The sequence below is a fragment of the Tessaracoccus aquimaris genome, assembly GCF_001997345.1.
Classification (GTDB): domain Bacteria; phylum Actinomycetota; class Actinomycetes; order Propionibacteriales; family Propionibacteriaceae; genus Arachnia; species Arachnia aquimaris.
This window is the reverse complement of the sequence record NZ_CP019606.1, coordinates 2,638,874-2,651,831: the sequence shown is the minus strand read 5'-3', so window position 1 is coordinate 2,651,831 and position 12,958 is coordinate 2,638,874. Positions and strand designations below refer to the sequence as shown.

General features: G+C 67.8%; 11 protein-coding genes. 2 read left to right on the top strand and 9 right to left on the bottom strand.

Annotation, left to right across the window (positions count from 1 at the left end; all coding sequences use genetic code 11):
• Positions 1 to 29: 29 nt before the first annotated feature.
• Both cydB and BW730_RS12310 read right to left on the bottom strand, forming a co-directional pair.
• Entirely contained in the window at positions 30 to 1,106 is a 1,077-nt protein-coding gene (gene cydB / locus BW730_RS12315; protein WP_077686502.1) for a cytochrome d ubiquinol oxidase subunit II, read from the bottom strand.
• A 15-nt stretch (positions 1,107 to 1,121) separates the two neighbouring features.
• Positions 1,122 to 2,606, bottom strand: a complete 1,485-nt coding sequence (locus tag BW730_RS12310; RefSeq protein WP_077686501.1) for a cytochrome ubiquinol oxidase subunit I — start codon at positions 2,604 to 2,606, stop codon at positions 1,122 to 1,124.
• Positions 2,607 to 2,717: 111 nt separating this feature from the next.
• Here BW730_RS12310 and BW730_RS12305 point away from each other — a divergent pair, with 111 nt between their 5' ends.
• Positions 2,718 to 3,035 carry a BlaI/MecI/CopY family transcriptional regulator gene (locus BW730_RS12305; RefSeq protein ID WP_418082016.1) on the top strand — a complete coding sequence of 106 codons (318 nt, stop codon included), beginning with the start codon at positions 2,718 to 2,720 and terminating at the stop codon, positions 3,033 to 3,035.
• A gap of 61 nt (positions 3,036 to 3,096) precedes the next feature.
• Positions 3,097 to 3,540 (top strand): cyanase, encoded by a 444-nt coding sequence (gene cynS / locus BW730_RS12300; RefSeq protein ID WP_077686499.1) that lies wholly within the window; start codon positions 3,097 to 3,099, stop codon positions 3,538 to 3,540.
• A gap of 34 nt (positions 3,541 to 3,574) precedes the next feature.
• On the opposite strand, the gene BW730_RS12295 is transcribed toward cynS, so the two are convergent.
• The 7 genes from BW730_RS12295 to BW730_RS12265 all read right to left on the bottom strand — a co-directional run bounded on the left by BW730_RS12295 (position 3,575) and on the right by BW730_RS12265 (position 12,937).
• Positions 3,575 to 4,861 carry a PPK2 family polyphosphate kinase gene (locus tag BW730_RS12295; protein WP_077686498.1) on the bottom strand — a complete coding sequence of 429 codons (1,287 nt, stop codon included), beginning with the start codon at positions 4,859 to 4,861 and terminating at the stop codon, positions 3,575 to 3,577.
• Positions 4,862 to 4,983: 122 nt separating this feature from the next.
• On the bottom strand, positions 4,984 to 5,832 hold the full coding sequence (locus BW730_RS12290) for a VOC family protein (RefSeq protein WP_077686497.1): 849 nt from the start codon (positions 5,830 to 5,832) through the stop codon (positions 4,984 to 4,986).
• A 159-nt stretch (positions 5,833 to 5,991) separates the two neighbouring features.
• Entirely contained in the window at positions 5,992 to 7,995 is a 2,004-nt protein-coding gene (locus tag BW730_RS12285) for an ABC transporter ATP-binding protein (protein ID WP_077686496.1), read from the bottom strand.
• On the bottom strand, positions 7,992 to 9,737 hold the full coding sequence (locus tag BW730_RS12280) for an ABC transporter ATP-binding protein (RefSeq protein ID WP_077686495.1): 1,746 nt from the start codon (positions 9,735 to 9,737) through the stop codon (positions 7,992 to 7,994). The genes BW730_RS12285 and BW730_RS12280 overlap by 4 nt, the downstream gene beginning before the upstream one ends.
• Positions 9,734 to 10,321: a TetR/AcrR family transcriptional regulator gene (locus tag BW730_RS12275; RefSeq protein ID WP_145952845.1), complete on the bottom strand. Its 588-nt coding sequence runs from the start codon at positions 10,319 to 10,321 to the stop codon at positions 9,734 to 9,736. The genes BW730_RS12280 and BW730_RS12275 overlap by 4 nt, the downstream gene beginning before the upstream one ends.
• Positions 10,322 to 10,385: 64 nt before the next feature.
• Positions 10,386 to 11,594 (bottom strand): hypothetical protein, encoded by a 1,209-nt coding sequence (locus BW730_RS12270; RefSeq protein ID WP_145952844.1) that lies wholly within the window; start codon positions 11,592 to 11,594, stop codon positions 10,386 to 10,388.
• Complete coding sequence (locus BW730_RS12265) at positions 11,591 to 12,937, bottom strand: hypothetical protein (RefSeq protein ID WP_077686492.1); 1,347 nt, start codon at positions 12,935 to 12,937, stop codon at positions 11,591 to 11,593. Before BW730_RS12265 ends, BW730_RS12270 begins: the two co-directional genes overlap by 4 nt.
• Between the last annotated feature and the right edge of the window lie 21 nt (positions 12,938 to 12,958).

Sequence of the window (12,958 nt, the reverse complement as noted above, 5' to 3'; positions counted from 1 at the left end):
GACGGGCCTCACAGTGACGGGTCGACGGGTCAGTAGCCGGTGCTGCTGACGTCGGGCATGTTCTTGGTCGAGATGCGCTTGCTGAAGACCCAGTACGACCAGGCCTGGTAGCCGATCACGACGGGGACGAAGATCACCGCGGCCCACGTCATGATGGTCAGCGTGGTGGGCGAGGACGCGGCCGTGATCATGTTGAGCCGCTCGGTGACCGCGACGGCCTCGTCCTGGGCGAAGCCGAGGTTGCCGTACAGCTTGACGAAGATGCCCGCGAACAGCGTCACGATCGAGAGGCCGGTGCCGATGAAGGCCCAGCCGTCGCGACCCTTGCGCATCATCAGCGCCGCGAAGCCGATCGCGACGATCGCCAGGATGCCGGCGATCCACGCGAAGACCCGGAAGTCGCCGAACTCGGAGGTGGCGGGCCACAGCAGGTTCTGGCAGAGCACGAAGGCCGTGACGAGGGCCAGCGCGCCCCAGGCGAGCTTGCCGCCGAGGGCCTCGGAGCGCTCGTGGATGCCGCCCTTGGTCTTCAGCGCGATGAACGCGCAGCCGTGCACCAGGAACAGCACGACGAGCATCACGCCGCCCAACAGGCCGAACCAGCCGAACAGGCCCCAGAAGGAGCCGTTCCACAGCAGGCCGTCGTTGGCGAGGCCGATGATGAAGTTGGCGAACCCGATGCCGAAGACCAGCGAGGGCAGGAACGAGCCGATCGTGGCGAACCAGTCGAGCACGTTGCGGTAGGTGCTGTCGGGGTGCTTCGAGCGGTACTCGAACGCGACGCCGCGCAGGATCAGGCCGACAAGGACCAGCAGCAGGGGCAGGTACAGGCCGGAGAACAGGCTGGCGTACCAGCCGGGGAAGGCCGCGAACATCGCGCCGCCGGCCGTGAGCAGCCACACCTCGTTGCCGTCCCAGACGGGGCCGATGGTGTTGACCATGACGCGGCGGTCCTTCTCGTCCTTCCCGAGGATCGGGAAGAGCATGGCGACGCCGTAGTCGAAGCCCTCGAGGAAGAAGTAGCCGAGCCACAGGACGGCGACCAGGATGAACCAGACCGCGGTGAGCGTGGGAACCGCGACGGTGCTTTCAAGCAGATTCAGCATGTCTTATTTCCGTCCTCAGTACGCGAAGGTCAGGGGGGCGTCTGGATCGGTCTGTACCTCAGGAGGCGCGACCTCGGGGAGGCCCGCCTTGGCGTACTTGAGGAACAGCCACACCTCGAGCACGGCCAACGCGCCGTAGATGAGGGTGTAGGTGATCATCGAGAACAGCACGCTGCCAGCAGGCACCGACGGGGAGATGCCCGCCTGGGTGGGCAGCACGCCCGCCACGATCCACGGCTGTCGCCCCATCTCGGTGAAGATCCAGCCGAACGAGATCGCAAACAGCGGAAGCAGTGGCATCGCGAACATCGCAAGCGTCCACAGCCTGCCCGGCTTGGGCAGCCGGTCCTTGCGCAGCACCCACAGGGTGAACGCGCCGAGCGCGATGCCGACGAAGCCGAGGCCGATCATCAGGCGGAACGTCCAGTAGGCGAGCGGAACGTTGGGCATCGGGTCGATGCCCGGGTAGTTCGCGGCCAGTTCGGAGGCGAACTGCTCCTGCAACTTGGTCTGGGAGCCGTCGAAGCGGTGGAAGCCGATCTCCTTGTACTCCTCGCGCAGGTCGTTGATGCCCTTGACCGTCTCGTGGCCCGACAGGAAGGACAACAGCCCGGGGATCTCGATCGCGAAGACCTGCTTGGTTCCCTCGCGGTTGCCGATGGTCAGGATCGAGAACGGCGCGTTCTCCGTGGTGTGGAACAGCGCCTCTGCCGCGGCCATCTTCATGGGCTGCACCTCGGTCATCACCTTCGACTGCTGGTCGCCCGAGACGATCACGAAGACCGACGAGATGATCAGGGTCCAGGCGCCGAACTTGGCAGCGAAGCGGTAGGCGCCCTTGTCGCCCTCCTTCGCCTCGCCGTCGCGGTTGATCTTGGCCAGGTGCCAGCCGGCGATGCCGGCGATCAGGCCACCCGCGACCATGTAGGACGAGGAGATCACGTGCGGGAAGGTCACCAGGAGGACCGGGTTGGTCAGCACCTCCATGAAGCCGGCGACGCCGTCGATCTCGGCTCGACCGTTGTTGAAGATGGTGCCGACCGGGTTCTGCATCCAGGAGTTGGCGGCGAGGATGAACACCGCAGACAGCATGGTTCCGAACGCGGCAGCGTAGATGGTGAGCAGGTGAAGCTTCTTGGGCAGCTTGTCCCAGCCGAAGATCCATAGCCCGATGAATGTCGATTCGAGGAAGAACGCGAGCAGCGCCTCGAGCGCAAGCGGGGCGCCGAAGACGTCACCGACGAAGCGGGAGTATTCCGACCAGTTCATGCCGAACTGGAACTCCTGCACGATGCCTGTCACGACACCGAGCGCGAAGTTGATCAGGAACAGCTTGCCGAAGAACTTGGTGAGCCGAAGATAGGCGTCCTTGCCAGTCTTGACCCACATCGTCTGAAAGATCGCCACCAGCATCGACATCGCGATGGTGATGGGTACGAAGAAGAAGTGATAGACGGTCGTGATGCCGAACTGCCACCGTGCCAAAACGACTGGATCCATGCTGGCAACGTACTACGATTTGTCATATTTCGACAACCTGTCGCTATCATGCGCTCGCCCTACCCCTATGCTTGCCCCATGGCGTCGAGAGGTGAGCTAGAGCAGCGGGTGATGGAGCTCCTGTGGTCCTCCCCCGCGCCGCAAAGCGTCGCCGATGTGCACGCCAGCCTCTCCGCCGAGCGCGAACTCGCCTACACCACCGTGATGACCGTCCTTGACCGCCTCGCGAAGAAGGGCCTCGTCGACCGCGAACTCGTCTCGCGCGCCTGGCGCTACACGGCCCGCAACCCGCAGTCGGCGGTGATCGCGCACGAGATGGTTGCGCTGCTCGACGGGGTCGCCCCCGAGGTGCGGGTCGCGGCCCTTCGCGAGTTCGCGGCCACGCTGACGGGCCGTGAGGCCGAGGCGTTCAGCGTCACTGCCCGCTGACCTGCCCTTTCGCGTTTTCTCCGATACCTTTGTCCAAAACCACGGACAAAGGAGTTTGCCCATGAACGACGCAAAGGCCCTCGCCGCAGAGGAGATCCAGGTCGCCCGACAGAAGGCCGGCCTCACCTGGGCCGCCATCGCCGAGCACATCTCGCGCCCCAAGGAGTGGACGGTCGCGGCCCTGCTCGGCCAGCACCCCGTCCCGGAGACCGAGGCGCGCGCCGTCGGGGAACTGCTCGGCCTTTCCGACGACAGCGTCGCCGCCCTGCAGCGCCAGCCCTACCGAACCGGCCTCGGCGAGGCCGCCAACGACCCGACGATCTACCGCTTCCTCGAGGCCGTCAACGTCTACGGCCCCGCGATCAAGGAGCTGATCCACGAGGAGTTCGGCGACGGCATCATGAGCGCCATCAACTTCAAGGTCGACGTGTCGCGTCGCGCCGATCCGGGCGGCGACCGCGTCGTGGTGACCCTCGACGGGAAGTTCCTCGACTACAACTGGTGAGCGGCGGCGCCCGGCGACCCTTCGCCGGGCGAGATCACTTACCCTTCTTGGCCTTCTTCTTCTCGGCCTTCTTGGCCTTGTCCTCGGACTTCTTCCCCGACTTCTTCTTGGTTGACTGCTTCTTGGCCGACTTCTTCTTCGACGGCTCCTCGGCCGCAGAGGAGTCCTTGCCCTTGCCTGACTTCTTGCCCTTCTTCTTCGTGCCCTCGTCGACGATGGCGGCCGAGGCCGCGGCGAGTTCGGGGCTCAGTTCCTCCAGCAGGGCGCGCTTCTGTTCCAGCGTGGTCGCCAGGTCGGTCTCGAGGTCGGAGCGGCGGGACGCGATGGTCGCCAGGTCGGAGTCGCGGGTCTCCTGGTCGGCGTGCCCGTCGCGGATCTTCGCCGCCTCAAGGTTGACGTCGACGCTCTCGTCGATGGCCCCCTGCACCGTCGAGGCGGTCTCGGCGAGCGAGGCGGCCAACTGCTCCGGCGTCATGGTCTTGACCAGCCTGCGGCGCTGCGCGTCGGGGCGCCACCGCGGCTTGGGCCAGCGCAGGTCCATCTCGATCAGTGAGCGGGTCAGGATCTCGGTGACCGCGAGCCGCGGGTACCACTTGCGGTCGGCTGGCAGCACGTACCAGGGCGCGTACTCGGTGGAGGTGCGCTCGAAGACGTCGGAGTAGGCCTGCTGGTAGTCGTCCCACTTCAGGCGGGTCGGCAGGTCGTTGACGGAGTACTTCCATCTCTTGTCCGGCCGGTCGATGCGCTCCATGAGTCGCATCCCCTGCTCGCCGTGCGAGACCATCATGGCGAACTTCAGCACGATGGTGCCGTTGTCGACCAGCGACTTCTCCCACTTGTTGATCTCGTTGTACCTGGGCTCCCACACCTCCGGCGGCACCAGTTCGTCGACGCGCACCACGAGCACGTCCTCGTAGTGTGAGCGGTCGAACAGGCCGATCAGGCCGGGGCGGGGGAGCGCCTTCTTGATCCGCCACAGGTAGTGGTGGCTTCGTTCCTCCGCGGTGGGGACGCCGAAGCTGCGCAGCGCGACGCCCTGCGGGTCGACCATGCCCATCACGTGGCGGGCGATGCCGCCCTTGCCGGCGGTGTCGAGGCCCTGGACGATGACGAGCACGTTGCGTGTGCCGCCGGAGCGGCCGTTGGCGTAGAGCCGCTCCTGCAGTTCGGACAGCAGCGCGCCGCGCTCGGCCATCAGCGTCGCGGCGGCCGCCTTGTCGCCGGTGAATCCGGGCGTTCCCGCCCGGTCGAACGCGCTCAGGTCGAAGCCTTCGCCGACGCGCAGCGCGTCGCGGGGGTCCTGGAGCCACAGGTCAGACATCGGTGTCCTCTCGTCGGAAGGAACCCAAGTCTAGGGGCGTGCCGGGCGTGGCCGTCGGGTCGCCGCGGAAGTGGTGGACGCACAGCGCCCCGCCCTCGAGAGGGCGGGGCGTCGAGGCTGGGTCAGCCGACCGAGAGCCGGATCTCGTTGTTCCAGGGGTCGAGCACGCCGAGGGTGCGCCCGTCGAAGGTGGTCGTGAGTCCCTTGCCGCGCAGCCGTTCCTCGGTCTGCGCGAGTTCGGTCGCGTCGGGGACGAGGATGTCGACCACGCCCATGCCGAGGGTCTTGCTGCGCGGCCCGGCGCCTGCCGAGTTCCACACGTTCATGGCCATGTGATGGTGGTAGCCGCCGGCCGAGACGAACAGGGCCGAGCCGGGGAAGGCGAAGGTCTCGTCGAAGCCGAGCGCGTCGACGTAGAAGTCGCGTGCCGAGTCGACGTCTCCGACCTGCAGGTGCACGTGGCCGAGGGTCGCGTCGGTGGTCAGCGCGTCCGGATCGACGCCGTCCAGGTGCGTGTTCACGAAGTTCGCCGGGTCGATGTAGAGGGTGTCCATCTGCACCTGCCCGTCCACCCAGGTCCACTGGTCGCGGGGGCGGTCGTGGTACAACTCGACGCCGTTGCCCTCGGGGTCGGTGAAGTAGAAGGCCTCCGAGACGAGGTGGTCGCCGGTGCCCGCGTAGGTGTCGGCGTACCTGGTGTACATGCTGACCAGGGACTTGGCCAGCGCCTTCGGGTCGTCGTAGACGACGGCGGTGTGGAACAGGCCGGCCTCGTTGCGCCGGGCTGGGCGCAGGTCCTTGGACTCGGTGAGCCGGACGATCGGCGTCGAGCCGTGGCCGAGCGTCACCGCGCCCGGTTCGTCGGACAGCGGTTCGAGGCCGACGCCGTCGGTGTAGAAGGCGAGCTGGGTGCCAAGGTCCTTGACGCGCAGCTCGAGGCGACCCATGTGGGTCTCGGGTGCGAGGGTCATCGCGTCTCCTTAGTTGTCTCTACAAGTGTTGAAGCTTCAACTATTGTACGTCGCGATCGGCCCGATGCCAAACCGCGGGAAGGGGGAGATGCGAGGAGGCGCTCCGGGGAATGCGCGGCGCCCCGCCACCCGGAGGTGACGGGGCGCCAGGCGAACGGGTCAGCTTGCCTGTTCGTCCAACTCGTCCATCGCGGCGGCGAACTGCGACTGGTACAGGTCGTAGTACGGGCCCTTCTTCTCGAGCAGTTCGTGGTGCGTGCCCTGCTCGACGATCGATCCGTGCTCCATGACCAGGATCAGGTCCGCGTCGCGGATCGTCGAGAGCCGGTGCGCGATCACGAACGACGTGCGGCCGCTGCGCAGGGCCGACATGGCCTTCTGGACGAGCAGTTCGGTGCGGGTGTCGACCGAGCTGGTCGCCTCGTCAAGGATCAGGATCGACGGGTCGGCCAGGAAGGCGCGCGCGATCGTGATCAACTGCTTCTCGCCCGCCGAGACGTTCGAGCCCTCCTCGTCGATGACCGTGTCGTAGCCCTCGGGAAGCGAGTGCACGAACCGGTCGACGAACGTGGCGGTGGCCGCCTCGAGCAGTTCCTCCTCCGATGCGCCGAGGCGCCCGTAGGCGATGTTGTCGCGGATCGTGCCGCCGAACAGCCAGGTGTCCTGCAGGACCATGCCGATGTTCGAGCGGACCTCGCTCCGGGGCACCGTCGCGATGTCGGTGCCGTCGATGAGGATCCGACCGCCGTCGAGGTCGTAGAAGCGCATCAGCAGGTTCACGAGCGTCGTCTTCCCTGCGCCCGTCGGGCCGACGATCGCGACCGTCTGGCCGGGTTCGACGTGCAGGTTCAGGTTCTCGATGAGGGGCTGGTCCTGCGTGTAGGAGAACTTCACGTGATCGAAGTCGATTCGGCCCTCGACGTCGCCGAGGTGGCCGGTCGGCTCCGCCGTCATCTCGTCGGCGTCGAGCAGTTCGAAGACCCGCTCGGCCGACGCGACCCCGGACTGCAGCAGGTTGGCCATCGAGGCGACCTGGGTCAGCGGCTGGGTGAACTGGCGCGAGTACTGGATGAACGCCTGCACGTCGCCGATGTTCATGGTGCCCGACGCGACCCGGAGGCCACCGATCACCGCGATGACGACGTAGTTCAGGTTTCCGACCAGGAACATGATCGGCATGATGATGCCCGAGATGAACTGGGCGCCGAAGCCGGCCTTGTAGAGCTCCTGGTTGCGCTCCTGGAACTGCGCCTCGACCTCGCGCTGCCTGCCGAACACCTTCACGAGCGCGTGCCCGGTGTAGGCCTCCTCGATCTCGGCGTTCAGCTCACCGGTCGACTTCCAGTTCTGCGCGAACAGCTTCTGGGAGCGCTTGCCGATCAGCGTGGTCACGACCATCGCGACCGGCACCGAGACCAGCGCCACGAGCGCGAGGGTCGGCGAGATCCAGAACATCATGACAAGGACGCCGATGAGCGTCAGGACCGCGTTCAGCAACTGCGACATGGTCTGCTGCAGCGTCTGCGACACGTTGTCGATGTCGTTGGTGACGCGGCTGAGCACCTCGCCACGGGCCTGCTTGTCGAAGTAGCTCAGCGGCAGTCGATCGAGCTTCGCCGAGACCTGCTGACGCATCCTGAACACCGTGCGCTGCACGGCCCCGTTGAGCACCCAGCCCTGGACGTAGGAGAACACGAAGGACGCCACGTAGAGCGCGAGCACCAGCACCAGGACGTTCCCGATGGCGCCGAAGTCGATCCCCTGGCCAGGGGTGAAGTCGAGCTTGCGGAGCATGTCGGCCTGGTCGGTGTTCCCCTGGGCGATCAGGCCGTCGATGACCTGCTGCTTCGTGGTTCCCGAGGGAACCTCCTTGCCGATCTGCCTGCCCATGATGCCTGCGAGCATGAGGTCGGTCGCCCGGCCGAGGATCTTCGGCCCGACCACGCTGAGCGCGACGGAGAACACCCCCATCGCGACCGCGATGATCAGGGCGATGCGCTCTGGCCGCAGGTTGCTGAGCAGCCGCTTGAGGGAGACGCCGAAGTTTGCGGCCTTCTCTCCCGAGCCGCCCATGCCATGGCCACCGCCAGGCCCCCCGCCGCGGTGGGCCGGCCCGTACTTGGGGCGTTCGTTTGCCTTGACCGGCGTTGTCTTCTCGCTCATGCCGCGGCCTCCTCTGCGCTCAGCTGGGACATGACGATCTCCTGATAGGTGGGGTTCGTCTCAAGTAGTTCCTCGTGCGTGCCGCGACCGACGATCTCGCCGTGTTCGAGCACCAGGATCTCGTCCGCCTCCGTGATGGTGGAGACACGCTGCGCGACGACCAGGACCGCCGCGTCCGCCGTCTCCGGCTTCAACGCGGCGCGCAGCCGCGCGTCGGTGGCGACGTCAAGGGCGGAGAACGAGTCGTCGAAGACGTAGACCTTCGGCTTCTTCACCAAGGCTCGGGCGATGGCGAGGCGTTGCCGCTGGCCCCCGGAGACGTTGGTGCCTCCCTGGGCGATCGGCGCCTCCAGTTGGCCCTCCTTCTCGCGGACGAAGTCGGCGGCCTGAGCGACCTCGAGGGCGGCCCACAGCTCCTCCTCCGTGGCGTCGGGCTTGCCGTAGCGCAGGTTGGAGGCGATGGTGCCGGTGAAGAGGTACGGCTTCTGGGGCACCAGTCCGACCCGGGCCCAGAGGTCGTCCGGGTTGTAGTCCCGCACGTCGAGGCCGTCGACGAGCACTGCGCCGTCGGTCGCGTCGAACAACCGCGGGATCAGGTTGACGAGCGTCGTCTTGCCGGAGCCGGTCGATCCGATGATGGCGGTGGTGCGGCCCGGAGCCAGCGCGAACGACACGTCGCTGAGGACCGGGGCCTCGGCGCCCGGGTAGGTGAAGTCCACGGTGCCGAAGTCGACGCGGCCCGCGGCGGTGGGGCTCGGGGTCGGGGACTTCGGAGGTGCAACAGAGGTCTCGGTGTCGAGGACCTCCATGATGCGGTCGGCGCACACCGCGGCGCGCGGAGCAAGCATCAGCAGCATCGTCGTCATCATCACGGAGATCAGGATCTGCATCAGCCAGGCGATGAAGGCGGTGAGTTGACCGATCTGGCTCGTGCCCGCATCGATGCCCTTGGCCCCGAACCACATGACCGCGATGGTGGAGATGTTCATCACGAACATCACGAACGGGAACAGGAAGGCCATCAGCCTGCCGACCCGGGTCGTCGTGTCGACGAGGTCGGCGTTGGTGTCCTTGAACCGCTGCGCCTCGTGCGGCTCGCGCACGAACGCGCGGACGACGCGGATGCCGGTGATCTGCTCGCGCAGCACCCGGTTCAGCGAGTCGATCTTGGTCTGCATGGCCTGGAAGAGGGGCCCCATCCTCGAGACGAGGACGCCGATCCCGACGCCGAGCAGGATGACGGCGGCCAGGATGATCCAGGAGAGCCCGATGTCGTTCCTGAGCGCCATGAACACGCCGCCCACCATGGTGATGGGCGCGGAGACGAGCATCACGCAGGTCATCAGCACGAGCATCTGGACCTGCTGGACGTCGTTGGTGTTGCGGGTGATCAGCGAAGGGGCGCCGAACTTGTTGAGCTCACGCGTCGAGAACGAGAGTGCGCGCTCGAAGATCGCGGCGCGCACGTCGCGGCCGAACTGCATGGCGGCGTTCGCGCCTGCCCAGACCGCTCCGATCTGGGCGAGGGCCTGGACCCCGGAGAGCAGCAGCATGATGCCGCCGGTGCGCCAGATGAAGTCGGTGTCGCCCTTGACGACGCCCTGGTCGATGATGTCGGCGTTCAGGTTCGGCAGGTACAGCGACATGATGGTCGCGATGACCTGCAGGACGATGACGACCGAGAGCAGCCCCCAGTAGGGGCGGATATAGCGGTTGATGAGCCGCCCTAGGCGGGAGATCAATTCGGTTCCTTTCGAAGGGCCCCGTGCAGGGCCAGTGAAGCGGTGGCGGCGGCGTCGATCCCGGTGTCCAGGTGGAGGACGGTTCCGGTGGCCAACAGCCGGAGAAATGAGACGTACTGGGTGGGTGAGACGCGTAGCTCTTCTGCGTTCTCGTCGAAGCGCGCCGCGAGCCAGGCGTCCAGTTCGCGCCTGCGCAGGTCGAGCTCGTCGCGGATGCACGTGTCCGGCTTGTGCTCCTCCTGGCCGTGCGCGTGATGGATGACCATCATCAGCGCACGGATCGTGTCGAGGCGCTGGGCGAGGAGGCCGAGGGTCGCGTTGGTCTTGGCCTCGAGGTCGGCGCCCAGGTCCACGTCGTGGAGCAGTTCGAGCAGCTTCTCGCGGGAGAAGGCCGACATGATGGCGGCGTCGATGAGTTCCTGCAGGGAGTCGAAGACGCGGAAGATCGTCCCCTCGGCAACCCCGGCGGCCTCGGCGACCTGGCGGGTCGTCACGGTGGTGCCGTGCTGCTCGATGAGCGGGAGCGTCGCTTTGATGATGGCGGCCCGACGCTTCTCGGGCGGCATAGGTGCTGCGCGTGTCACCGGGCCATAGTAATGAGTGAATACTCACTCACCAAATGTCGGCCGGTGCCGTGACCACATAGTGTCAACCGGACAGGCGTCTACCCAGCTCGGTGGCCAGCGTCGCGGCGGCGACGGCGGCGTCTGAGATCTCGGCGCGCCCGACCCGCGCGGTCACCGCCAGGTAGCCGCCCTGGGGGAGTTCCACCCGGCAGACGACCTCGGTGGAGGGCCGCTGGGTGGTGCAGCGGGCGCCTTCGACGGTGCTCATGTACTCGGCGTCGAGCGCGACGCTCTGGCTCCCGCCGAAGGGCTCGACGACGGCGATCAGCAGGTCACCCTCGCCGCCCTGGTAGTAGGTCTGCTCGGCCAGCGAGACGCCGCCTCCCGGGTAGCTCTCGACCGTCGGCCACGTCGTCGCGGTCAGGGCAGGCAGGTCGTTGCGGGCCCGGGCGGCCTGCTCGTCCTCGGGTGTCAGTGCGAACGAGGCGTTCGCCGTCGGCGTGCCCGCCTGCAGGAGCGGTCGAGGGTCGGACGGATCGGTCCAGACCAGTTCGATCCTCGCGTCCTCGCCCTTGGCCGCGGCGGCCAGGCGGCTGCCAAGGTCCGGCGCGGCAGCGGAGAGTCGGGGAAGGACGTCCGGGGTGCCGACCCCGGCCTCGCAGTAGCCGGTCGGGAGGCCTCCGACGAACTCGACACGCACGGCGTTGCACCGACGCCCAGCGGCCCCGTCGGGGACGAACCCGAGCACTGGCCCTTCCTCGGTGACGGTGAACCGGGTCAGGCGGGGATCGCCGAGCGCCGCCACGAATGCCTGCAGGAAGGTGACCCCCTCAGGGCTGAGCCACCCCTCGGCGGACGGGGAGAATCGCGTCTGGCCGATGGACAGATCCTCGCCCGCGCAGCCCGTCGCGATCAGGGGCGGGGCATCGGGGCCGAGCGCGACAAGCCATCCCGAGTCGCACTCTGGGCCGTGCTGCCGCACGGCGGCCTGCAGGCCCGCCACGTCGAACTGGGCGGGGGTCGCAGGGACACCGAGAACACCCAGGTCCAGAACAGGCCCGCGGTAGTCGCCGTCGGGTCGGAAGAACGAGATGCCGGGGTGGCCGGCCAGTTCGACGAGCAGCGCGAACCCGTCGTCCTTGACCGCCAGTCCGATGACCGAGTCGCCGTAGCCCAGGACCTGCTCCGCGATGCGATCTGCGAGCCCGGACTCGCCTCCGTCGGCCGGCGCGGCGGTGCATGCCGACGCGGCGAGCAGCAGCGCGAGCACCGGGGCGAGAAGCCGCCTCATCGTTTCCCCGCCTTCGCAAGCGCGTCGGTCAGTTGGGCCACCGGGGCGAGGTCCTCGGCCGATTCCGCGGTGACGAGCAGCGTCCCGTCCTCGATCCGTGCCAGGCAGAGCGCCCCGCTCGTCAGCTTGTGGGCAAGCCCACAGACGGCGCCCCCGGACGTCACCGGCATCGGGATGTCCGAGGCCGTCCACTCGAACCAGTCGCGGGGGAAGGGCCGCGGCGGGATCGCCTCGGCGGTCACGGACCGCCCTCCGAGCAGGTAGGTCGCCTTCGTCTCGCCCGCGTCGCCTGGCTCCGAGGTCAGGCGCCACTGATCGACCGTGGCCGGCCACGGCAGCCCAAGCAGGGCAGGGGCGGACGGCTCGGCGCTCAGCAGCGGCTGGTCGGCGGCGGCCAGCGCCACGATCACGTCGCGTCCCCCGCCGGTGACGGCCAGGGCGGGCGTGCGGCCTTCGGCTCCGGCCAAGCGGAGACTCGCCTGGCGGGCCTCGGAGGCGCCCGCGTCGGCCAGCGCCGCGGTCAGCCTGCCCAGCGTCTCGCCCGGGTCCCAGTCTCCGACGCTCGGGTAGGGCGAGAAGTCATCGACCGTCATGGCCTCGCTCTGGTACGGGCCCTTCATCGCGGCCTCGCAGGCCACGTCGTCCAGGGACAGGCCCAGATCGTCGAGCGACCAGGTCCAGCGGGTCACCACGCACCCCCTCGGTCGGCCCGGGTCAACCAGGGCCATGCTGACGCGGTACGCGGTGATGTCCAGTTCGTACAACCTGTCGGTGGCCGCGCCGTCGATCGCGAAGCCACGCACGAACTCGAGCCCCTCGCGGGAGAACCAGGTGGTGAACGACGTGTCCAGTTCCTGTTCGCCCCGCCAGACCTTGAGGCCGGTGGTGTTGGCGGGTGTGTCGCACCCGCTGAAGGTGAGGACCTCGTCGATGCGCTTGAGCCGCACCTGCGCCGCGACCGAGGCGCCGGGGCAGTCATCCCTGCGCTCGCCTGCCCGCCTCCAGAGCAGCGCCGGGTCGAAGTCGTCGCTGCTGCCCGGCGAGGTGAGGTCGGCCAGTCGCTGGAGCAAGTGCGCGTCCCGGCCGGCGAACGCCTCGCCGGAGAACCCGCCGACCGTCGATGACGCCCTACCCGTGCTGTCGAGCCAGAAGCCGCCCACGTCGTTGCCCTCGCGTGACGTGAAGTACCGCATGGCGTCCTCCTCGGCCTTCGCGTCGCGCCAGAGCCCCAGGAGCCCAGGGGTCGCCAGCGCGGCCGCAACCCCGAACGCGATGAGGCCGACCAGGGTTAGGAGCAGTCGACGCCGAGGTCGCGGGGTGCGCGCCGGGCTGGGGTTCTGCATGCGAAGAGGGTAGTCAACGCC